Origin of the sequence: Shewanella oncorhynchi, assembly GCF_030848765.1 — a bacterium.
Taxonomy (GTDB): Bacteria; Pseudomonadota; Gammaproteobacteria; order Enterobacterales; family Shewanellaceae; genus Shewanella; species Shewanella oncorhynchi.
The window spans coordinates 619870-643041 of the sequence record NZ_CP132914.1; the positions used below are offsets into that span (position 1 = coordinate 619870).

Below are 23172 nucleotides of genomic sequence, written 5' to 3' on the forward strand. Positions count from 1 at the left end.
GGCTTTACATATTGATAGATAAAGAAAAAGCACTGGCAATGTCAGTGCTTTTTTATTGTTTGAATCTTGAGAAGGTTTGCCAGTACAAGCAGGACGCTTATTGGGGTAATAACTCGATAACCGACTTCACCGTTAGCACTAAGGCGCTGATACTGCACAGGACTAACGTCGCCATTTTTGTCTTCTCTTTATCGACACGGCCCACTAATCGTCCTGCGACTAAGTAACCTAAAATCACTGAGGGGAGCAGCATCAACGACAGCCACAGATGTTTTAATTCTAATAAGCCAGTGATCGCTAAAATGATCAGTGCAATCATGGAGCTAAAAATGAAGAAGGCCGACAGGGCTGCGCGAAACTGCGAGGCATCTTTGCCTGCCAACAAAATCGCCATCGGTGGGCCACCAATCGCGGCGATATTGCCGAAGATCCCTGAAACCACACCTGCACCGAAGAGGGTTTTCTTATTCACTGGCAGGCTGAATTTATACAGGCTGAGGATCACTGCGACAGTCACAATGGCGGCGATGGATAAACCCAGTATGGGTTGAGGCGCAAACAGCAATAAACTCGCGCCGATAAAACCACCGGGCACGCGGCCTATGAGCGCATATTGCAAGCCATTGAATTCTAAGTGACCGCGTTCACGCACTAAGGTCAGCAGGGCGATGGAGAAACCCATAGCAATAACAGGCGCAGGTACAAGTTGTGGATCGACGATATACAGCAAAGGACTGGCGACAACCGCAAGCCCAAACCCAATCAGACTTTGGGTTAAGGCGCCCAGAAACACGACCAGCGAGGCTAAGGCGAGTGTCTGTGGATCTATCATAGAAAACATAGGATTTCCTATATCCCAAACCACCTCAAGATGGTGAAATTTAAAGTTTGAAGTCGCTTGGGTATAAACAAAAAGGGATCGTTAACGATCCCTATTGATGAGCACTGTGATATGACTTTGAAAGCGACGAGTCGCTATTCCATGTCTTCCCACTCGATTCCCATTTGATCCATCAACAACTTGGCTTCGGCGGGAATGCTGTCTGGGTTATCTTTTGACAGATCTTCATCGTTGGGCAATGGCTGGCCAGTGTAGGCGTGCAAAAATGCCTCACACAACAGCTCGCTGTTGGTGGCGTGACGCAAATTATTGACCTGACGACGAGTACGTTCGTCCGTGAGGACCTTAAGCACTTTGAGCGGAATAGACACAGTAATTTTTTTTACTTGTTCATTCTTCTTGCCATGTTCAGCATAGGGGCTGATGTATTCCCCATTCCATTCAGTCATTGACTCACCTGTTATAACGCTAAATTCGGGGCAGATTTTAAACCCTTACAAAGAACAGTCAAATTATTGCTACTATTTCTTTGTGATTGCAAACAGATTTCTTTATGTTCAGACGTCTAAACGTCTTCACGCCTATTGACGATGGCGTTGGGCTTAGGTACATTTAGACGTCCAGACATCTCTATTAGTCTATCGAATTTAGGAGTCCACCCATGGCAGAGCGTCAATTAGCCACACTGGCAGTGCGTCAGGGTATCGAAAGCGATACTCAATATGGCGCAGTTGTGCCACCGATTTATTTGTCGACTAATTACGCCTTCGATGGTCATAAAAATCCCCGCGAATTCGATTACAGTCGTTCAGGCAACCCAACGCGCTGCATTTTAGGCGAAGCATTAGCGCAATTAGAAAAGGGCGCCACTGGCATAGTGACGTGCACTGGCATGGCGGCCATCACCTTAGTGACTACTTTGCTCGGCCCCGATGACTTATTAGTTGTGCCCCATGATTGCTATGGTGGTTCCTACCGTTTATTTACCAACTTGGCGAAGAAAGGCCAGTTTAAGCTCATTGTGGTCGACCAAACCGACAGCCAAGCGTTAGCCGCCGCCATTGCGCAGAATCCTAAGATGGTGTGGCTCGAAACCCCATCGAACCCGTTATTGCGTGTGGTAGATATCGAAGCCATTGCTAAGGCGAGCCATGAGGTCGGCGCGCTGGTGGTGGTCGATAACACCTTTTTATCGCCGATATTGCAACAACCCCTATTGTTAGGCGCGGATATCGTTATCCACTCCACCACTAAATATATCAATGGTCACAGCGATGTAGTCGGCGGCGCAGTGGTCGCCAAAGACGCGCAAATCGGCGAAAGCTTACATTGGTGGTCGAACACTCTAGGCTTAACGGGGTCAGCCTTTGACAGTTATCTGACCCTGCGCGGCCTGCGTACCTTAGCTGTGCGTATTCGCGAGCATCAAGCCAATGCCCAGCGTATTATTGAGGTATTAACGCAAAGCCCTGTGGTGAGTAAAGTCTATTACCCAGGGCTTGCGGATCACCCAGGCCACGCCATTGCGGCCAAGCAACAACAGGGCTTTGGCGCTATGCTGAGCTTTGAGCTCAAAGGCGGCGAGGCCGAAGTGGTGGCCTTTTTAGGTGCACTCAGCTTATTTAGCGTGGCGGAAAGTTTAGGTGGCGTCGAAAGTTTAGTGGCAGTGCCCGCCACTATGACCCACAGAGCCATGGAGCCGCAGGCGCGCTTCGAGGCTGGTATTAAGGACACCCTATTGCGTCTATCGGTGGGTATTGAAGATGCCGCCGATTTAGTTGCAGATATTCAAGCAGGATTAGCCGCCGTTGCGGCTTGTCAGTAGAGGAATAATAGATGGCACGTTGTCACTTACATAAATTTGGTGGCTCCAGTTTAGCGGATGCCGATTGTTATCGTCGAGTCGCCCATATCCTGTTAACCCACGGTCATAGTGATGATCTCGTGGTGGTCTCTGCGGCGGGTAAAAGCACGAATTTCCTGTATAAATTATTAGCGCTGCGTGATGCGGGTCAGCTATGGCAAGAAGAATTACAAGTGCTGATCAGCTACCAACAGGGGTTGATTGAGCAGTTGTTGTCGAATGAACAAGCCCGCGATCTGCGTGAGCGTTTGGCCACTGATAAAGCGCAACTCATCAGCTTGTTGTCCTTAGATGAGCGCAATGAATACCAAATCAACCATGTGGTGAGCTTTGGCGAACGTTGGTCGGCACGTTTAATGGCGGCGCTACTGCGCGAATCTGGCGTGGCGGCAAGCCATGTGGATGCCTGTTCAATTTTAGTGGCCGATGAAGCCGCTGTGCCACAAATTCGGGTACAAGAATCCCGCGCTAAAGTACAAGCCCTATTAGCCGCGCATCCCAATGAACGCTTAGTGATCACAGGTTTTATCTGCGCTAACGAGCGTGGCGATACCCTGTTACTTGGTCGTAATGGTTCAGATTTTAGCGCCAGCCTGATTGCTAGTCTCGCCGATATCGAGCGCGTGACCATTTGGACCGATGTGGAAGGGGTGTTCAACGCCGATCCTAATAAAATCAACGATGCCAAGTTACTGAAAAGCATGTCACTTGCCGAAGCCGATCGCCTAGCGCGTTTAGGCTCGCCAGTATTACATTCGCGCACTCTGCAGCCTTTGTTTAATACCGAAGTGAGTTTAGCGGTACGCTCAAGTTATGCATCCCACACCGACTTTACCTTGATCGCTCCCCACAGTTCGTCGGCGAGCGCACCTGTGGTGACTAACCTTAATGCTGTTGTCCTGTTCGGCTTTAAACTCACGGGTGAGTTAACCCGTTTATTAGATCTATTGATCGCCGCAGGTTTAACGCCATTGGCCCATTGGACCTCTGCCCATCAAAGGGTTGAACTTGCCTATACCGCTGAGAATCAAAAACAAGTTCAAAGATTACTCGATGCCGAGGCAGAAGCATTAGGGATTAGCGAGCAGCAGATCAACACAGATTTTGGTTTAGTCGCATTAGTGAGTGCCGATGCCGAACATTATCGTCGCAGCTTCGCCCGTTTACTGAGCCGTGATGCTAAACCTTTGTTCAGTGGCGATTTAAGTTTAGTGACGTTAGTGCCCCAGTCACAGGTGAATCTGTTAACCCAAAAAGTTCACCGTCGCTGCGCTGGGCCGCGTAAACGCATTGGCGTCCTTCTGCTCGGTGTGGGTAATATCGGTGAGGCTTGGATCGATCTGTTTAAGTCGGTTTCACCCTCACTAGACCATGAACTCGAAGCCAGTGTTGAGTTAGTCGGTTTAGTCAGTTCGAGTAAAGCCTTGATTAAATCCACTGGGATTAATCTTGCCGCGTGGCAAACAGAGTTTAATACTGAAGCAACGCCTTGGCAGTATGAACATTTATTCGAGCAATTAGAGCAAGTTAACTGCGATGAGCTGGTGGCCTTAGATATCAGTGCTAGCGCCAGTTTGACGCTGCAATATCCAGAATTGTTCGAGCGTGGCATCCATGTGGTGAGCGCGAATAAACTTGCGGGCTCGGGTCCACTGCCTTTCTATCGAGAGTTAAAGCAGCAACTGGGTAATCGTCGATTATTTTGGCGCTATAACGCCAGCTGTGGCGCAGGTTTACCTATCCAACATGCGCTAAATGATCTGCGTAACAGTGGTGATAGCGTTGAAGCGGTGGGCGGGATTTTCTCCGGCACCCTGTGTTGGTTGTTTGAGAAATACGATACTAGCAAGCCATTTTCAGAATTAGTGATTGAAGCCAGAGGCTTAGGTATTACTGAACCCGATCCCCGCGACGATCTCTCCGGCCGTGATATGCAGCGTAAACTGCTTATTTTGGCCCGTGAAATTGGCCTTGAAATCGAGCTCGAAGATATTGAACTGCGCTCACTCGTACCAGCCGCTTTGGCGGATATTCCCTTAGATCAATTTCTCACCCGCATTGCCGAGTTAGATGCCGATCTGTTGCAACAGTATGGTGCGGCGGCGGAGCAAAATAAGGTGCTCAGATATGTGGCATCCTTAGACAACAGCGGCCCAGAGCTCAAGGCCGAAGTGGGTTTACAGTGGATCGATACTCATCACCCTTACGCCAATTTAACCCCTGGTGATAATGTGTTTGTGATCCGCAGTGTCTTCTACCAAGGTAATCCGCTGATCATCCGTGGACCGGGCGCAGGACGCGAAGTGACCGCGGCGGCGGTGCAGTCGGATCTGACCCAGATCTGTCGCGATCTGCTGCAGGAATAACGCGGTATCAAGCTTCTTAAAGGACTCATTCGAGTCCTTTTTTATTGGTTAGAATAAATCTATTGAATTAACCGAGATTAAATGCGGTTTATGGGTATTTTTGGGCTTGACTTACATCTCAGTTTCTCTAGTATATGGACATGTAGACGTCCAAACGTCCATTTGAACGAATTCATACTAGCAAAGAGTAGCGCCAAGGGCGGTTGAGGAAATACACATGGCTTTTCATCACGCACAACATTCACAATCGCTGAACCAGAGCTTGTCTGAGCTTAATGGCGATATTAATGTTTCTTTTGAGTTTTTCCCGCCATCGACCCCCGAAATGGAACAGATCCTGTGGAACTCTATCCGTCGTTTAGAGCCGCTGAATCCTAAGTTTGTGTCTGTGACTTACGGTGCTAACTCAGGTGTTCGCGACCGCACCCATGGCGTGATTGAACGTATCCAACAGGAAACCGACCTCGTTGCCGCGCCGCACTTAACCTTAGTGGATGCCAGCGATGAAGAGCTGTTAGAGCTGGCTAAGCATTATTGGAAATCGGGCATTCGTGACATAGTGGCACTGCGTGGTGATTTGCCCGCAGGCAGCCCCAAGCCAACCCGTTTTGCGGTGGATTTAGTGCGTTTGCTGCGCTCAGTGGCTGACTTTGATATTTCCGTTGCGGCCTATCCAGAAGTGCATCCCGATGCGAGCAATGCACAGGCGGATTTGATCAACCTTAAGCGTAAGATTGATGCGGGCGCTAGCCGTGCCATTACCCAGTTTTTCTTCGATGTGGAATCTTACCTGCGTTTTCGTGATCGCTGCGTTGCCGCCGGTATCGACGTTGAAATTGTGCCGGGCATCTTACCTGTGACTAACTTTACCCAGCTAAAACGTTTCGCGGGTATGACCAATGTGTCGTTACCGAATTGGTTACATAAGCAATTCGACGGCCTAGAAAACGATGCGGGTACACGCCAATTGGTGGGGGCAAACGTGGCCATCGACATGGTGAAAGTGCTGTCCCGCGAAGGTGTGAAGGATTTCCATTTTTACACCTTAAATCGCGCCGAATTGACCTACGCGATTTGCCACACTTTAGGCGTGCGTCCTAAATAAAACCTTATAAAATAAACTAATAAAAACGCCGCAGAGAATGCGGCGTTTTGTTTTGCTTAAATTCTAAATTGAGCTAATAAAGTTGTTAAACGGGCTGCGAGTTGGGCAAGTTCATCGCCAGCGCGTGCAGTTTGTACCGCACTATCTGTCGCATTGGTCGCAATATCATTGATGTTATTAACATTTTTATTAATCTCTGCCGAAACCGCACATTGCTCATTTGCAGCGCTGGCGATCTGGATATTCATCTGGCTAATGGTGGAAACCGCATGGGTAATGGCTTCGAGTGCTTCACCCGCTTGGTGAACTTGGGATACACAGCTTTGGGTGGTGCGGGTGCTGGTTTCCATCGCATTGACTGTAGACTTAGCTTTATGCTGAAGCGCTTCGATCATCTGCTGAATTTCCGTCGTAGATGCTTGAGTGCGGCTCGCCAGAGTGCGTACTTCATCGGCAACGACCGCAAATCCTCGACCTTGTTCTCCCGCCCTTGCGGCTTCAATTGCCGCATTGAGTGCGAGTAAATTAGTTTGGTCGGCAATATTACGGATAACCACAAGCACAGAATCGATTTCAGCGGTATTACGCTCTAATTCATTGATTTCACTCGCTGCTGTGGCTATTTCCTCGGCCAATATGGCGATAGTGGTTACCACTTTTTGTACAACCAATTTGCCTTGTTCGGTTGAGTCATTGGCATGATTGGCGGCATCGGCCGCATCGGTCGCGTTATGGGCAACTTCTTGAACCGTTGCGGCCATTTCATTCATTGCGGTGGCAACTTGCTCGGTTTCGAGGTGCTGACGACTCGCCATCTTCTGGGTTTCCCGCGTAATGCTCGACATTTCTTCAGCAGAGGTGGCGAGCAGGCTTGTTGAGTCGGCGACGTGGGAAACTGTGTTGTGGATTTTTTCTACAAAGCGGTTGAATGCCATCGATAATTCAGCAATTTCATCCTTACCTTTTACCGCGATTCTGCGGGTTAAATCGCCTTCACCTTCAGCGATATCATTCATGGCTTGGGTGGTTTCAGCGATAGGGCGAGTAATCCCTTTGGCAATAAACCAAGCAATGGCAGTTCCAATGACCAGAGCCACTAAACCGATAAGGATCAACTTAAGGCGAATATCCGCTATCGCTTGTTCTGAATGGGTTCTATCCATCGCAATATCGAGTACGCCAAACACGTTTCCTGAGTAATCTTTTATGGCGTTGCGATACAGAGCATAGGTTTTGTTATTTAAGGAAATAGTGCGTATGACTTCATGGCCTTGCATGACGTTATTGAGTTCATCTGTCGCTTGGGTATCAGGCGTGAATGTAGCGCCAAATAACTTATATCCAGAATCATCTGGCAAGATGAGGGCAATTTCTGCTTGATAGGCTTGTTTAAAATTATCAAAAAAGGGTTGACCGAAGGACATGCCAAACTCAACTGAGCCCGTGTGTTGTCCGTTGTAAGTCATTGGAACTAAACCACGAATACCTAATCCTTCCACTCCATATTCCAAGCCATAAAGAGGGCGCTTTTGGCTATTTGTTTCAACTATGGTCTTGCGTATGCTGGTGAGATCATCGCCAAATTTTTCAGGACGATGCAAGCGTAAAAAAGAAGTGGCTGGTGGCCTATGAAATTGGAATTGCTGAACCGCAAAATCGCGCTTAAGTTGGGTAAATATAGGTAAGGTACGCGCGGTGAGTTCATCACGTTCACCTGTTGCAAAGGTGCTTTGAACTTCTGGCGTGAGTGAGATGATGGTTGCCATTGCTTCGGCTAATTTGCCCGATGAGGCTATCTCGGCAACAGCGGTTTCATAGATCTTATGGAGTTCTCTTTGCTCTGATTCTGCAACTTGGCGACTGAATTCAGAGAGAACGAGCGGCATGATAAAGCTCATTACTGTTAACAGTAATAGACAGATCCCAATAACGATCCTCGTACTAATTTTTAGATTTATCAAAACAGCCTCCAATTCATGTGCAAATCAACTCAATTTATCCGTTTGATATTATAGAGATACAACTTGATAAGATTTGAGAGGGCGCGAACCTTTTTACGTTATTTATTCCCTCTTACGCTTGTTTCGTGCCCTTGGACACAGATCTATTTGTGACCTAAATATTTACTTAGCCTGCTAACTAAGTATAATGCTTAGCACGCTAACTAAGTGGGTGAGCAAGATGCAAAAAGAATTAGAGCGACTAAAAGAGTTATCACTGGCGGAGCATTTAGGCCGTCTGCATCGACTGTGGCGTACCGTGGCCGATGTTGAGCTGGCACCTTTAGGATTAACTCATCCCCGTTGGACTGCCCTTTGGAAACTGCTGCGTTTAGGCGACAGCGTGAGCCAGAAAGTATTGGCCGATGCCTTAGAAATTGAATTGGCTTCGCTAATGCGCACCTTAGGGCAATTAGAAGAGCAAGGTCTAGTCGAGCGTCATTGTTGTGACAAAGATAAGCGGGCAAGGATTGTGAGCCTGACGCCAGCGGGATTAGATGTTTTAAAGCAAATGGAAGCGCGGATTATTCAAGTGCGCCGTGAGTTATTAGGCGGGATCAGTGCCGAAGAGTTGAGCGAATTTGAACGCATTATTAGCCTGATCAGCGACAACGCCAGCGCCAAATTAACCAAGGTTACAGACACCCTTTTGTGAGAAAGAAGATGACACCGGATCAACAGTTTGCCCGTTTAGTAAAATTTGCCATGTTTGGCTTTGTGATGGTTTTTGGCTATTTCATGCTGGCCGACACTATGATGCCATTGACGCCTCAAGCCATGGCGACCCGTGTAGTGACGAAAGTGACACCGCAGATCAGCGGTAAAATCCAGACCATAGCCGTGACCAATAACCAAGCGGTTGCCAAGGGTGATTTGTTGTTTCAAGTCGATCCCGCACCCTATGAGTTAGCGGTATCGCAAGCTAAATTGGCCTTAGAGCAAGCCCGTCAAGATAATGCTGAGTTAGATGCTTCGCTACTGGCTGCTAAGGCCGAGGTCAATGCCAATAAAACCACCTCACAACAAAAACGCAGCGAGGCTAAACGTCTCGATGCCCTGTATGCCACCCATGGTGTATCGCAGCAGCAAAAGGAGCTAGCCGATAGCGATGCCGCAGCTGCTGAAGCCAATTTGCTTGCCGCCAATGCGCGTTTAGAAAAACTCAAAGTGAGTCGCGGCAGTTATGGCGAAGAGAATCTTAAAGTGCGTCAGGCGCAAAACCATTTAGCCCAAGCCGAGCTTAATCTGTCTTACACCCAAATACGTGCCGATCAAGATGGGATAGTGACTAACTTGCAATTAGAAGTCGGTAGTTTTGCGACCGTGGGGCAACCTCTGTTGGCCGTGGTATCGGATAAAGTGGATATTATTGCCGATTTTCGCGAGAAGAGCCTGCGTGGCGTGAATGCTTCTTCGACCGCTTTGATTGCGTTCGATGGCGAACCTGGGCGTTTATATCGTGCGACGGTGAGCAGTGTTGATGCGGGCGTGAGTGCAGGGCAATTCGATGCCAATGGCCGTTTAGCCGCGCCGCAGGAATCGGACCGTTGGGTACGTGATGCCCAAAGATTGAGATTACATCTAGTGTTAGATGGTATGGCAATGAACAGCTTACCTGCGGGTGCGCGCGCGACCGTGCAACTGCTGCCCGAGAATAGCCTGTTTAGCTTGCTCGCTAAGGTGCAGATTAAAGCAATCAGCTTGCTGCACTATATTTACTAGCCTATTTACTCGAATGTTTACTAGCGTATTTACCAGCATCTTTACCGGCATATCCATTAGTACTTATCTGTGTTGACGAGCACGAGTGACTCGCGGTTGGTTTGTATTTGCCGCGAGCGGCTTGAGTGAACGCTTCAAAGCAACATAAGTGTGAACGTAGCATAAGCCAGCTAAACATCCTCATTTAATGTATCGATAGAACAAGGCGACGAGCATGTTACTACGCCATAGCCCATTGACGGCCAACGATTTACGCCAGTGTTTACGGATTGCGACTGGCGCGACCTTAGGTTTTACCCTGTGTAAAATTTTTGGTTGGAGCAATGGAGTCTTTTTCACTGTGACACCTATGCTACTACTCGGATTAGTGCCAGTGATGAATGGTCATGCTATGCGCCAATTATTGGCTTCATCTGCCATGGCTGGGTTAGAGGTTGGGTTACTCGGCGGTTTCTTTGGCAGCCATCCCGGCATGATGACTCCCATCGTTTTCCTATTATTTTTATACCGCTTTGCGGCCATGTCCCGCGGCAGTTTGTTTCTCTTTGGTGCCAACGGTGTGCTGAGTCTCAGTATCATGCTGCACTTTGCAAGCTATCCCGGCGTTGACTTAAACGACTTAGTTTTCAGTAATTTTTGGGCGACAGCACTTTCAGTAGTTATCGCCTACGCTATGACGGCACTCTGGCCCGATGTGGAACCAAGAGCGGCTTGCAAACCTGGGCCTAAGGCGCCGCATCGAATGCGCCACGAAGCCTTGCTCGGCGCGACCATAGCGACGGCATCGTTTCTGGTGTTCCAAATATTTGATCTGCGGGATTCGATGTCGGCTCAAGCGACCACTCTTTTGCTATTGTTTCCTATGCATTGGAATGGTGCACTCGACTATGCCCGTAAGCGCGCCATAGGCACCCTGTTGGGGGTGTCGTTTGGGATACTCGTGCAGTTGCTGCTCTATGATTGGTCAGGGCTATTGATGTTAGTTGTGCCCTTGTTGTGGATTGGACTGATGATTTTTAGCCAAGCCCATGTGCGCGAGGCGAATGGCTCAGGTGTCGGTTTTGGTGCTATGACCACGTTAGGGATTTTGTTTGGACAGTATTTGACCCCAGGTAACGACTTAATCTTCAGTGCCTTATACCGAGTGAGCAGTATTTTAATCGCTATCGTTGGCACGTTACTTTTATGCTATTTGATACATAAGTTATTGAATCGTTTCGAATCGACGCGATTTGGTTATTGAGCAGGCCATTAAGTCTTGAAGGCTTGCAGCTTAACCTTGTACAGAGTAAGGTAAATTTATCCCGTTTGAATTGAACAATAAGTGACTCTTAATGAATGTTAAGTCTCATTTATTGGCTGTTTTAAAAATGAGCGGCGGATTTTAAAATGGGTTTAGTGTGTGAGCACAAACATAAATAACAATAACCCCTATGCTTTAGAGCTTAATTCTCTTCAAGGATAGAACATGAAGATTAAAACATTAGTCATAGGCTTAACGCTATGTAGCGGCTATGCCGCTGCCGCCGAGCCTTCTGACAAACAATCGATGAACGTTATTCCACAAGCTGCACAGTTATGTGTGTCTTGCCATGGGGCAGCGGGTGAGGGTATTGAACCACTCGGCCCTCGATTAGCGGGATTATCTAAAGAATATATCTCGACACAATTGCAGCATTTCCAAGCGGGCGTTCGCCAAAATGCGACCATGATGCCGATGGCAATGACGCTCCAAGGTGACGGTATTGAGCAAGTGTCGAGCTATTTTTCAGCTAAGCCTGCCAATGACGTCAAGCCTGTTATCCGCGGTGAACAAGTTGTTTTTAATGACGATACCGCCCGTTTAGCCTATCAAGGTGATTGGTCCCGTGGTTTACCAGCCTGCGTGACCTGCCATGGTCCTTCTGCATTAGGTGGTGGCTTATTTCCTCGCTTAGCAGGTCAACAGGCGAGTTATATCAAAACGCAATTATTGGCATGGCAGTCGGGCACACGTAAAGGTGACGTCGATGGCATGATGGGGAGCGTCGCGAATAAGCTCACTGTCGCCGAGATTGATGCGTTAGCCAACTACTTTGCGAATTTAAAATAAGGAGCCGGCCATGAAATATTCCGCAATGTTATTACTGGCCGCGATGGGGTCGTTAACCGTTCAGGCGCAAGCTGAAACTGAGCCAGTACAAGAACGCCCAGATAAGCAAGCTCCGCTGCCTTCTTTCCCTAAGGTAGCAGATCAAACCTATCTTACCCCTAGACCTTTGAGTGCGATTCCCGAAGGCGCCTTTGGTGACAAAGTGCGTTTAGGTTATCAACTGTTTGTGAATACCCAACAGCTGCGTGATAAGTATGTGGGTAATGAGCTTAACTGTACCAATTGCCATATGGATGCAGGCCGTAAAGCCAATGCATCACCCCTTTGGGGTGCGTATTTTGCTTATCCGGCGTATCGTAAAAAAGACAATAAAGTCAGTAGCTTTGAAGAACGCATCCAAGGTTGTTTTAACTATTCGATGAATGGTAAAGCCCCTGCATCAGGTAGCCCTGAGTTAGTGGCGCTTTCTGCCTACGCCTATTGGTTAGGCATGGGCGGCTTGATGGATGAGGCTAATATCAGCGGCCCTGTTCCTGAGATCAGTGATGCTGAGTTAGTCAAAGGTGCCAAGCGGGATGACTTCCCACTACCAGAGGCATTAGCTAAGGCGATGACAGTTGAGCAACGTGCTAACTTGCCGGGTCGCGCTTATCCTGAGATCCCAAAACCCGAACAAGCCTATTCACCTGAACGAGGTAAAGCCGTGTATGTCGCCCATTGTCAAACTTGCCATGGTGTTGATGGGCAAGGTCAAGCCATTGCGGGTGTTTATGCACTGCCGCCGCTGTGGGGACCTCAAAGTTATAACTGGGGAGCGGGAATGCACAGGGTCAATACTGCCGCATTTTTCATTTATGAAAACATGCCCTTTGGTAAGAGTATGCAGTTGACGAACCAACAGGCTTGGGATGTTGCCGCTTATATCAACTCCCATGAGCGTCCGCAGGACCCACGTAGCAAAAGTGATGTAAAGCAAGCGCAGGAAAAATACCATAATGACAGCGATTACTATGGTCTCACTGTTGATGGCAAAGTGTTAGGCACTGAGTCCTATCCGATTTTTCCTAAGAAGTCATAGTTGAGCCGCTGAGATTAAGTGCTCGTGTGATGTTATAAAGCGAGTGAATAAGTTAGACAGAAAAGCCAGCAAGCATTTAGCTTTGCTGGCTTTTTTATTAATTAGCCCAAGAGTTTAGGCTTGTCATGGCACTTTCTCACCGACACGCAGCTAGTCCATCCGTGGATGCTCGACCGCCCCGTCCATGGGGCGGACGGTCGTCTCGCAAATCACCATGACTCACCTTTCGGACATCAGTGTTAACTGTCGCTTTAAAAGCATACGGAGATTTTCGCTATAAGTGGCTTATTCACTATCTCGAATGTGCAAAACGTATTGAGGGAGTCGAACCCTCTCTACGTTTTCTAAGAAGCTGATTTACGCTGGTTTTTGGTCAAAGGAAACAAACTCTTGTTACACCTTACTGTATTTCCTAAGTAAGAGGAAATACCAAATGATATCCACCTCCTTTTTTAACAAGCCAAAATGCTTCTCGGTTAATAGGGACTCGATTTTTCAGGATGAAAAACGTTGATACCATACTGAGGTTAATGCTAACTTATTAGAATAATTAAATTATTTACTCAGCTAATTCCAATGTTCAACTCTATTCGTTGGTTTCTAGTAGAAGAGCGGGTAATACACTGTTAGGTGTTCTTATGAGTATGATGTCGCAGGTGGCAGCATTCTGCAGAGAGGTGTACAAGACGAAACTGCTTTGGACTATTGAATTTGAAGATGAATCTTTATTGCAGTGGTTTGAAGAAGATGGTTCACAGGTACTTCCATTTTGGTCTTCTGAATCCAGAGTAACAAAAGTGATTGAGCTCCTTAAAGATTTTGATAGCGGAGTACCGACTTCAATAGAACTCGATGAATTTGAAGCTGAATGGGTACTTGATTTGGTTGCGTCAAATATACGTATCGGACCAAATTGGACAGGAGAAAATCTTTCGGGTACTACGTTCGAAGCAAATGAAATGATTCGGCGTATCTATCGACAAGGAAAGCAAACTAGTAAAAACACCTAACGAGCGCATTAAGAGGCGGACATAAAAAGCTTGGCTTGTGTACGTTCCTCTCAAATTATAGCCAAGCATTTTGCCCCGTTTATGCGGGCGTTAGCTATACAGGGAGTTCTATGAGCGATCCGCAAAAAACTTGGGAAGAATATTACGCCCGAATCAAAAACAGAAAAATAGATGAAGCAACTCAATTATGGAATGCTGTTGTAAGCTCTGGAGCAAATGAGGAAACAGTTTTCGCTATAGATTTTTCTCATTTTTGTGACGTTTCATCGAAGTTAAATAAATTAGCCCAACAGCTCAGCGAAAACTATGAAATAGAGCTGAGTGAGGTTGACGAAAAAGGGTATCAATTCTTAACTGGTACAACTCGCCCTTATGGTAATGAATTGAGTGAAGAAGACTTCATAAACTGGGTATCTTTTATGTGTGACGTAGCTCAGTCATACACTTGCGTATTTTCAGAGTTTTCGCTGGAAAGTCCAGAGCTTGGTTTAGTATGGTCAAATACAGAATTTGAATCGGAAAAGTATAGTTAACAAGCACATTAAGTGAAGGGACTGCTAAAAGCTTGCTCGATTTTGCTTCGCTATACATTTTAGCAAGCTATTATCAGCCCCTTGTGCGGGTCCTAAAGGATTCCTCGAAATAAATACTTTATCTATTCAACCTTCGAATTAACAACAAAATGAGTTCACCGTGTATGCATCTGTGAACACACTTGCTATAACACAGGAATGCGGTTCACTGAGCCAAATGAATACACCCAAATATCATTTAAGTTAGATAACTTGATGAATACAACCAATTGAACTTTATTGAAATATCCATAGTTAAATTTAGCGACAGGTATACTCGGGAATTAACGAGATTAAGTACTTGCATGGAAGTGACCGTTGGCGGCAAGGATGCCGCCGTCGAGCCCTCAGGGATGAGTTTATGGCGTGTCACTGGAATACAAGTACTTAATCTTTTAGCAAATCAGAAAGGATACTTTATTGTATCTGACCGATAGTGGCATAGAGAATATCACTATAATGCCTAGGACATTATTAACACTTCTTTTTAAATCATAAGCAGGCGTGTCACTGGGAAAACAATGGCAATTAATGCTGCATAATTCAGCAGCTTTGCTTTGGAGGGAAACAACTCAGCCTGAGTTGCAAAAAAACATTATGATCTCCGCGCTATAACAACTTATCTTGCTATAAGGATTACCGTGTCTCAGCCATTGGAAGAACCTAAGTTAGAAACTGCACAAATTTGCCCTTTGTGCCAAGGCGCGAATCAATGTGCTGTGATTTTAGGTAAGGGTATTGAGGATTGTTGGTGCGCTCTGCAAACATTTCCACCTTTGGCCGCCTTGCAAGCGCAAGCATCAGATTTGCCGCTAGGGGCAATCAACCATATTTTACCGTCTGCTGATTCGTGTATTTGCCAAGCTTGTTTTATCCAACTTAAGCAGGGGTTAAGTCTGGGGCAGATCGCAGAGGAGGATGAAAAAAGCCCATCGAGTGTGAGCGACGGGCTAGGTTATGAGGTGAAATAATCTGTTATAGGTTACTGAAAAATATTAAGATTTATCAACATAGTAATCTATACGCACTGTGGTTTGAGCTGACACTGGTTTGCCATTGTCAAACTTAGGGGCATAACGCCATTCTTCGATCATTTTTAGTGTGGATTTCTCAAATAGCACACCGCCTTTGGATTCGAGCACTTCAGGGTTTTTCACAAATCCCATCTCATCAACAGTGAAGTTAAGGGTTACATAGCCGCTTTTACGTTGTAGGAGGTAGGACTTGGGGTATTTTGGTACCGTACGAAACAGCGGTTGTTGCTCCTGAGTGTCGGCCCAGGGGCTCATCTTGCCGATAGCAATACAGTGAGCGGTGGATTCGTCACGTTTTCCTTGACGCTCATAGAGTTCGACTAAATAAGCGTGGGCACTTAATGCATAGGGATGGCTAAAGTTAAGGGCTTCAAACTGCTTAACGACTTCTAAAAGCAATGGAATCGCCTTGTCATCATGCTTTTCTGCATACTCAACGGCACCCACTACATAGGTAGCTTTGACTCTGTCTAGGGCATTTTCGGGCAGGATCTCTTTGTAAGTTTCATAGGCCTCGAAGGCATACTCCCTTACCTGAGTCGTATACAATCCTGTGTTGGTGAAGCGATCAAAGGTTGCCATCTTTACATCAGCCAACAGCTTTTTATTTGTTGTTTTTTCTGCAATTTTCAGCGTGCTATCTAAAAGTTCCTTAGCCAAAACCAGCTTAGGAGCCGTTTCTGCTGCGCCGAGTAGCGGGTCGATAAGCTCGGCAGCATGCTCGCCGTAATGCTTTTTATAATTGCTTAATGCGAGTTGATATAACTCATAGGCCTTAGCCGTTTTCGCCGCATTATCACCGTCAAAGAGATTAGGCATGGCCATAGTTTTGAGCGCACCAGCCCAGTTCATTGCTAGATTGGCCAGATCGACACTGTCCTTCGCATATTGAGCTTCGCCCAATTCAAAGGCCCTTTTGGCACTGGCTTCTACTTGGGTGTCATTCCCTTGTTTGAGTGCGGCTTGGTAGTCACTGTAGGCTTGGGAAAAGGTGTTTTCCGAGGCGTTTAAGGCAAGTGAGGTGCTTAAGGTTAAGGCCAGTAGACTTGCTAAGGGTAATATTTTTCCATATAACATCTTGTATATCCTTATATTTTATTCTCTTGAATAATACAAATGTTTCACCCTTGATACAAGCTTGTTTTCAGGCTGTTGGTCACTTTGGAGATTTTAGAAGGCAAGCTTTTGCCAACCTTCTCACCTTGCAGATGGGCTTGGCACTGTGTATTTCATAACTCATTTAGCGACAAATTGCAAACCAAACTGCCCAAGCTCGCCGTAGTGGAATTGGCAGTGCTGATTGAGCGGTAGATCTAACACTCCCGCGTAAGAGCCTGTGATCACATATTGCCCTTGAGTTAAGCCAATGCCTTGGGCGGATAAAAAGTTAACTAACCAGTAGAGTCCCGCCTTAGGGAAACCGTTAGGATGAATGGCGGATTTTTGCAGTGTGTCGCTTTGCTGGTGCTCGTCATTGGCAATATCAACGCTGAGTTCAAAACAGCTGGTCTCTAAATCTGCTAGTGGGTTTAGCACTGGCCCTAACCACAGTCCTTGATTGACTAAGCCATCGGCGAGGGCATCAAAATGCGTCGCTTCACTGGGTGTGTGGTAGCGGCTTTTGATCAATTCTAGCGCCAAACGAATGTCACCTAAGGCCTCGTCGATTTCAGCCTCTGTGTAAGGCGTGCTTCTTGGCGGTAAATCGCGAGCAATCTCGAAGGCGAGTTCGGGTTCGACTCGGGCGAGGCCTTTAGTCGATGGATAGAGTGGGCAAGTGGTCGATTGATGATACACATCAGCTTGATAAATCGGCGCTACGACGGTTTTTTCCGCCGTGGGTAATAGGCATTTCCACGCCGCGATAGGATTGTTATCGCTTGCCTTAAATATTTCTGCTACGGCTTGTTGAATAGCGAAGGCCTGTTCGAAGCTGGTTGGCCTTAGTTCTGGGATCAGTAAATCGCCGCTCGTGCCTGCTGCGCGGCGCTCGGCTAATTCTTTGGCTGCGGTATTAATATGCGTTTTAACTTGTTCGATCGTGGCGGTAGATAACATTAACTTTCCTATTTAAAGCGTTAGCTTAAAAAGAAGTGGCCTAGAGAGAGTGTGGCAGAAGCCATTTTTATGGGCCAAATATACTCGGTTATTGGCAACGCGGGAAATGCCAATGTTGGCTTTCGGGGTAAATCTGCTGCAGTTGAATCATGAGTGCGGCCAATATTCCAATTATCGTAAGATGTTGAAACTTGCCTCACATAAGTGTCAGCTAAAGTATCCAATCTAACGCGAATGTTTCCATGCTGATCCGCTAGATATTGTGTTGGCTCAGTGCCAGAATGGCTGTCAATTTTGCGGTTTCTACTGGACTCCTCCGTGAACCTTAGCCATAACGCCCCTCAGGCAAATAATCATGCTCAGCTTGGGCTCCTGTTCATCTCAGTTGCGGTTTTATTTTGGGGCATGTTACCTATAGCATTAAAGCTCTCTGCGGCCTTTATCGATCCCGTGACTCTTACTTGGTTTCGTTTTCTGGTCGCGCTTTTAGTCAGCATAGTGATCCAATGGAGTGCAGGTAGTCTTAAGCAATTTGCAGCACTCGATGCCAAAGTTTGGTTAAGGTTAGTGCTTGCTGGCATCTTCTTGATGCTCAATTATGTGTCTTTTGTTTACTCACTCGATTACCTCGCACCGGGCGCCGCCCAACTGAATTTCCAGACTTCGCCCTTTTTCCTCGCGTTTGGTGGTGTGTTGTTTTTTAAGGAACGGCTTAATGCAGTACAACTCAGCTGTTTTGCAACCTTAGCTTTAGGTATGTTGATGTTTTTCCATCCTAATTTAAATTTTTCTGGGGCTAATAATCATCAGGTTTGGATTGGGGTGATGATCATCCAGTTCTCAGCACTGTCGTGGACTAGCTATGCCTTATTGCAAAAATCCTTACTGAATCGTTTGTCGCCCGCGAACGTGCTCTTAGTGATCTATGGCTTAGGTATTTTCGTAATGGCTCCCTTTAGCGACTTTAGTCAGTTTGTTAGTATGGACAGCTTCGATTGGCAGATAGCACTGTTTTGCGCCGCCAATACCTTGATCGCCTATGGCTGTTTTGGCCAGTCGATGAAGTACTGGCCGACGGCGCAGGTCAGTGCCATGTTGGCCCTAACGCCAGTATTTAGCTTTAGTGCCACGGCGTTAGTGGTGAGCCTTGGCTGGTGGCCAGAAGTATTCCGCGCTGATGAATTAGATGGTTTATCTCTGCTGGGGATTGGCGTGATTATTGTGTCTGTGATGGTGGTGCAATTGCTGCCTATGTACCGTAATCGTCAGGCGAAGCGTTTGCAGGCTGTCTAACGCAGACATTTTATCTATGGGAAAGGCCAGTGATCACTAGACTCAGCGAATTAAAACTTCAGGATATCCGTGGCGTCATCTTCGATCTCGACGGCACCTTAGCGCATTCTAATCCCGATTTTGCTGGGCTGCGGCGTGAGTTGGGGATTCATTCTGGTACAGATATCTTGGCCCATGTCGAGAGTCTTAGTACTGATGAAGAACGGGCTCAGGCGCTGGAAATCGTCCATGAGTACGAAAGACAAAGTTCACTCAATGCCAGTTGGATTGATGGCGCGCGTGAGCTTATCGAATGCCTACGGGCTAAATCGCTGCCCTTGGCTATTTTGACCCGCAATATGCCGGAAGCGGCGCAAATCACTATCGATAAGCTCGGCATAGATATCGCACTAGTATTAACGCGCTATGATGCTGAGCCTAAGCCGCATCCCGAAGGTATTCATCTTATTTGCCAGCAGTGGCAACTCGCGCCCGCAGAGATCCTGTATGTGGGCGATTATCTGTTTGATCTGCAAACCGCGCGCAATGCGGGTAGCCGCTGCGCATTATATTGCCCTGAAACCATTCCCGATTATGCCCACGACGCCGATATGCTCGTTACTTGCTACCATAGCCTGATTAAAGCATGGCCTAAATAATTTATGCTTATGCGGTTAACCTGTTTAGCCGCATATATCTCAATTAACTCCTGTGACTACTTAGGTAATTGCTTACAAAGGTCATCAAATAGTGCAAAACTTTCCGTTAGCACCGTCTGTAATTGATCTTCGTTATAGCACCATGGCTGGCGTTGTGTACGCCAGTCGTTATCCCAGTCAATCTCTTCACCTCGCGCTAACCGCTCTGCAACGGCAATCTGTTGATAGGAGCCGCCACCGATGCGCTTATCTTCACGCCACAAGTCAAAGTTAAAAACTACCCACTGCCGCATCTCCATCATAAGCGTCATATGCGGGTAGGCGAACTTTTTCTCATTTAGCTTGTAATATCCCCCCTCGCTTGTATAAAAACGAATCGGATATGGGAACTGGGCAACCAGCGCCTGTTGACGCTCGGACGGCACCTTAGGATTAAAATCGCCAGGGAGCTTAGGAAAGCGCGCTAACATGGAGGCATAGCGATCGGCAAAATTAACCTCGCGTGCAATGGTAATCACGGGTTGTGATACTTTGTTTAGAATAAATTCACGTTCTTCATTGTCTAACATATCGTCATCCATCTTGACTGTTTATGGTGTTATTACCGCAGCCGTTAAAAGCTAATATCCAATATTTCAATTGATTAAAAATGTTCGGTCAATATCAACGTCGCTTTTATCGCTACGGCCTCGCTAAGAGTCAGAAGATATTTAGCGGTTACTTTATGTATCCAGCTTATCTTGCTTAAGCCCAAGCCGAATACTGTCGACTAATGCCACTAACCAGCAGAGTAAAAAGCCATAGAGCAGCTCATTGGCATTGGCAATTGTGGTCTGGGTTTGTTGCGTGATTTCGGCAGAAATCACGCCGATATCAAGCGGTAAGGTGCCGTTTTGAATATCTAAGGCGATGACTTGCGCCACTTGATAAATTTGCATGAGTAGCAGCACAAGGCTCACGACCGCTAAGCTAAAAAAGACCAGCGCAGTGCGTTTATGTTTTAGGTAAAAATGGCCGCTGCCGGGGGCGACAAAGGCGGATAACAGGCCGGCGTTAAAGGCTTTTTTCATCGAAATACACTAGATGCGTTGTTAAAGTCTACGCCGACACTAATAGAGATGTTGGCTTAAGTGCAAGTTAATTTGCCATTGCGACTAACATTCCAATAAAGCCCGCAAACAGAGTGCAACCGACAAGTACCATGATTAATAACGTTTTATCTTTGTGGCATGACTTAGCGAGTTCGGGCAGTGCCGAGGTAAATGGGGAAGTGATCAGTGCTAAAAAATCCATTTTATATCCTTAAACTAGGCGTTCTTGCACTGACTATATCAGCTTGAAATATCAACTGGTCAGTGTGCTTTGAGCTAGTGCGATGTCAAGACAACAAAAAAGGAGCCTAGGCTCCTTTTTTAGTCTCTAGCTTAAGCTAGATTAGTCTTCACGTGGTTTACGTGGCTTACGCTCACCGGCAGGTTTGTCTGCACGAGGTTTGCGGTCAGCAAATGGCTTATCACCAGTAGACGCAGCGCGAGGTTTACGATCACCCGCTGGGCGGTCACCTGTTGGACGATCGCCACGTGGTTTACGGTCACCAGCAGGACGGTCTGAACGAGCACTACGGCCTGAATCAACAAATACTTGATCGCCAGCTTCGCGGATGTTCAATGGCTTGCCACAAACACGTACTTTACGTAGGTGCTGTAACACGTCTTTTGGCATGCCGTCTGGCAGGTCAACAGTGGTCACTGCATCGTAAAGTTGGATTGCGCCAATGTAACGGCTGTCGATGTTAGCTTCGTTTGCGATAGCGCCAACGATGTTACCCACACCTACACCATTCTCACGACCTACGTCGATCACGTAACGGCACATTTTCAAATCTGGGTTGTCTTTCAACGCTTCAGCTGAGCCTAAGCTTGCTGGCATTGGACGCGGTTCACGGCTTCTGCGTTCACCACGCTCACCACCACGGTCATTACGATCACTTCCGCGGTCGCTACGTTCAGTGCGCTCACTGCGTTCATCACGAACACGTTCTTGAATTGCTGGCAATTGCAAAGGACGTTCTTGCTGAACTTGCTGTAATAATGCAGCGGCTAGCAGATCGGTATCGACTTCTAACTGTTGGCATAATTGAGCAACAGCTTCTTTCATGAAATCTAAATCGCCGTTGATTGTTTCAGCCAATTGCTCACCTAAGCGAGACAGACGACGTTCTGCAACAGTCTCTGGGCTTGGGATTTTCATTGGTGAAATGCGGCTGTTAGTTGAGCGTTCGATAGTGCGCAGCATGCGCATTTCACGGCTCGTTACAAACAGGATCGCCATACCAGTACGGCCAGCACGGCCTGTACGACCAATACGGTGTACATAAGCTTCGGCATCATACGGAATATCGTAGTTCACAACGTGACCGATACGCTCAACGTCAAGACCACGGGCCGCAACGTCAGTCGCGATCAGAATGTCTAACTTGCCACGTTTCAGTTGGTCAACTGCACGCTCACGGGCTTGCTGGTTCATGTCACCGTGTAGTGGTGATGAAGCATAACCGCGGGCTTCTAACTTCTCAGCTAACTCAACACATGAGTTACGAGTACGGACGAATATGATTACACCTTCAGTGTTTTCAACTTCTAATACACGTACTAAGGCTTCAAGTTTGTTGTGTTGTGATACTTGTACGAAACGCTGTTCGATTGACTCAACCGTAGTTTGGCTTGATTCGATACGAACATGTACAGGATTACGTAAGTGCTGGTTAGCTACACGCTTAATTTGCTCTGGCATAGTGGCAGAGAATAACGCCAGTTGGCGCTCGCTTGGCGTGTGCTCAAGGATCCATTCGATATCATCGATGAAGCCCATTTTTAACATTTCATCGGCTTCATCTAGCACTAAGGCTTGTAATGAGTCGAGTTTCAAGGTGCCGCGACGCATATGGTCCATAACACGACCTGGCGTACCAACGATAACTTGTGGGCCGCGTTTCAGGGCATTCAACTGTTGTTGCATGCTTTGGCCGCCGTAAATTGGAAGAACGTGGAAATTCTTCATAAATTTGGCATAGCTACTGAACGCTTCGGCAACCTGCACGGCTAATTCACGTGTTGGTGCTAAGACTAAAATTTGCGGTGTCGTTTGGCTGGTAACTTTGTTTAATAGTGGTAACGCGAAGGCGCCAGTTTTACCTGTACCTGTTTGCGCTTGACCTAAAATATCTTTGCCAGCCATAAGTGGATCGATACTGGCTGATTGGATTGGCGTTGGTTTTTCATAACCTAGCTCGTCAAGAGCACGCAACAAATTCTCGGATAGGCCGAGTTCACGGAAAGTTCTTTCATCGGATGACATTGGGTTGTAGCCTTGTGGATGCGCGCGCGAAATGGCGCTAAAGTTTCACAGACAGAAAATCAACCCCGTGTCGATTTCCCGCGAACGACGGATTATAGCAGCATGGCGGCCACTTTACCAATCAGAGTCACGCTATTTAACC

The 23172-nt window shown here is 47.0% G+C and carries 22 protein-coding genes; 13 read left to right on the top strand and 9 right to left on the bottom strand.

The features are described from left to right. Positions 1-97 precede the first annotated feature (97 nt). Both RA178_RS02885 and metJ read right to left on the bottom strand, forming a co-directional pair. Positions 98-841 carry a sulfite exporter TauE/SafE family protein gene (locus tag RA178_RS02885; RefSeq protein ID WP_131524361.1) on the bottom strand — a complete coding sequence of 248 codons (744 nt, stop codon included), beginning with the start codon at positions 839-841 and terminating at the stop codon, positions 98-100. Positions 842-975: 134 nt separating this feature from the next. Then, positions 976-1290 (bottom strand): met regulon transcriptional regulator MetJ, encoded by a 315-nt coding sequence (gene metJ / locus RA178_RS02890; protein WP_105251319.1) that lies wholly within the window; start codon positions 1288-1290, stop codon positions 976-978. 212 nt (positions 1291-1502) lie between these two features. Here metJ and metB point away from each other — a divergent pair, with 212 nt between their 5' ends. The 3 genes from metB to metF all read left to right on the top strand — a co-directional run bounded on the left by metB (position 1503) and on the right by metF (position 6176). Beyond that, on the top strand, positions 1503-2666 hold the full coding sequence (gene metB / locus RA178_RS02895) for a cystathionine gamma-synthase (RefSeq protein WP_198573399.1): 1164 nt from the start codon (positions 1503-1505) through the stop codon (positions 2664-2666). A gap of 11 nt (positions 2667-2677) precedes the next feature. Then, entirely contained in the window at positions 2678-5071 is a 2394-nt protein-coding gene (locus RA178_RS02900) for a bifunctional aspartate kinase/homoserine dehydrogenase II (protein ID WP_105251321.1), read from the top strand. 217 nt (positions 5072-5288) lie between these two features. Further along, positions 5289-6176 (top strand): methylenetetrahydrofolate reductase, encoded by an 888-nt coding sequence (gene metF, locus RA178_RS02905; RefSeq protein ID WP_012088154.1) that lies wholly within the window; start codon positions 5289-5291, stop codon positions 6174-6176. A 56-nt stretch (positions 6177-6232) separates the two neighbouring features. Here metF and RA178_RS02910 read toward each other — a convergent pair whose 3' ends face one another. After that, positions 6233-8134 carry a methyl-accepting chemotaxis protein gene (locus tag RA178_RS02910; RefSeq protein WP_263183974.1) on the bottom strand — a complete coding sequence of 634 codons (1902 nt, stop codon included), beginning with the start codon at positions 8132-8134 and terminating at the stop codon, positions 6233-6235. A gap of 223 nt (positions 8135-8357) precedes the next feature. On the opposite strand from RA178_RS02910, the gene slyA reads away from it, so the two are divergent. The 8 genes from slyA (at position 8358) to RA178_RS02950 (ending at position 15621) form a co-directional block, all read left to right on the top strand. Further along, positions 8358-8831 (top strand): transcriptional regulator SlyA, encoded by a 474-nt coding sequence (slyA, locus tag RA178_RS02915; RefSeq protein ID WP_105251323.1) that lies wholly within the window; start codon positions 8358-8360, stop codon positions 8829-8831. 8 nt (positions 8832-8839) lie between these two features. Then, positions 8840-9898, top strand: coding sequence for an HlyD family secretion protein (locus tag RA178_RS02920; RefSeq protein ID WP_263172872.1), 1059 nt, complete (start codon positions 8840-8842; stop codon positions 9896-9898). A gap of 214 nt (positions 9899-10112) precedes the next feature. Next, a complete protein-coding gene (locus tag RA178_RS02925) occupies positions 10113-11141 on the top strand; it encodes a DUF2955 domain-containing protein (RefSeq protein ID WP_306684462.1) in 1029 nt (342 codons plus the stop codon). Between the two features lie 225 nt (positions 11142-11366). Beyond that, positions 11367-11990, top strand: coding sequence for a c-type cytochrome (locus RA178_RS02930; RefSeq protein WP_113940045.1), 624 nt, complete (start codon positions 11367-11369; stop codon positions 11988-11990). 10 nt (positions 11991-12000) lie between these two features. Next, on the top strand, positions 12001-13068 hold the full coding sequence (locus RA178_RS02935; RefSeq protein WP_306684464.1) for a c-type cytochrome: 1068 nt from the start codon (positions 12001-12003) through the stop codon (positions 13066-13068). Positions 13069-13706: 638 nt separating this feature from the next. Then, positions 13707-14078 carry a DUF2750 domain-containing protein gene (locus RA178_RS02940; protein ID WP_011626036.1) on the top strand — a complete coding sequence of 124 codons (372 nt, stop codon included), beginning with the start codon at positions 13707-13709 and terminating at the stop codon, positions 14076-14078. Positions 14079-14188: 110 nt separating this feature from the next. After that, positions 14189-14611, top strand: coding sequence for a hypothetical protein (locus tag RA178_RS02945; protein ID WP_263186130.1), 423 nt, complete (start codon positions 14189-14191; stop codon positions 14609-14611). Between the two features lie 680 nt (positions 14612-15291). Continuing rightward, entirely contained in the window at positions 15292-15621 is a 330-nt protein-coding gene (locus RA178_RS02950; RefSeq protein ID WP_306684466.1) for a cysteine-rich CWC family protein, read from the top strand. Positions 15622-15645: 24 nt separating this feature from the next. Here RA178_RS02950 and RA178_RS02955 read toward each other — a convergent pair whose 3' ends face one another. Both RA178_RS02955 and RA178_RS02960 read right to left on the bottom strand, forming a co-directional pair. Continuing rightward, positions 15646-16761 (bottom strand): energy transducer TonB, encoded by a 1116-nt coding sequence (locus RA178_RS02955; RefSeq protein ID WP_263193217.1) that lies wholly within the window; start codon positions 16759-16761, stop codon positions 15646-15648. Between the two features lie 159 nt (positions 16762-16920). Beyond that, positions 16921-17742 (bottom strand): hydratase, encoded by an 822-nt coding sequence (locus tag RA178_RS02960; protein ID WP_306684468.1) that lies wholly within the window; start codon positions 17740-17742, stop codon positions 16921-16923. A 318-nt stretch (positions 17743-18060) separates the two neighbouring features. Here RA178_RS02960 and RA178_RS02965 point away from each other — a divergent pair, with 318 nt between their 5' ends. Beyond that, the gene (locus tag RA178_RS02965) at positions 18061-19035 is read left to right on the top strand and encodes a DMT family transporter (protein WP_168825611.1); all 975 of its coding nucleotides are present in this window, start codon (positions 18061-18063) and stop codon (positions 19033-19035) included. Between the two features lie 29 nt (positions 19036-19064). Then, positions 19065-19673, top strand: coding sequence for an HAD family hydrolase (locus RA178_RS02970; RefSeq protein WP_306684471.1), 609 nt, complete (start codon positions 19065-19067; stop codon positions 19671-19673). 56 nt (positions 19674-19729) lie between these two features. Here RA178_RS02970 and RA178_RS02975 read toward each other — a convergent pair whose 3' ends face one another. From RA178_RS02975 to RA178_RS02990, 4 genes are all read right to left on the bottom strand, one after another. Beyond that, a complete protein-coding gene (locus RA178_RS02975; protein ID WP_263198538.1) occupies positions 19730-20242 on the bottom strand; it encodes a hypothetical protein in 513 nt (170 codons plus the stop codon). Positions 20243-20395: 153 nt separating this feature from the next. Further along, a complete protein-coding gene (locus RA178_RS02980; RefSeq protein WP_263193211.1) occupies positions 20396-20743 on the bottom strand; it encodes a hypothetical protein in 348 nt (115 codons plus the stop codon). A 67-nt stretch (positions 20744-20810) separates the two neighbouring features. Next, a complete protein-coding gene (locus tag RA178_RS02985; RefSeq protein WP_168825603.1) occupies positions 20811-20966 on the bottom strand; it encodes a hypothetical protein in 156 nt (51 codons plus the stop codon). 141 nt (positions 20967-21107) lie between these two features. Further along, a complete protein-coding gene (locus tag RA178_RS02990; RefSeq protein ID WP_011847889.1) occupies positions 21108-23030 on the bottom strand; it encodes a DEAD/DEAH box helicase in 1923 nt (640 codons plus the stop codon). Between the last annotated feature and the right edge of the window lie 142 nt (positions 23031-23172).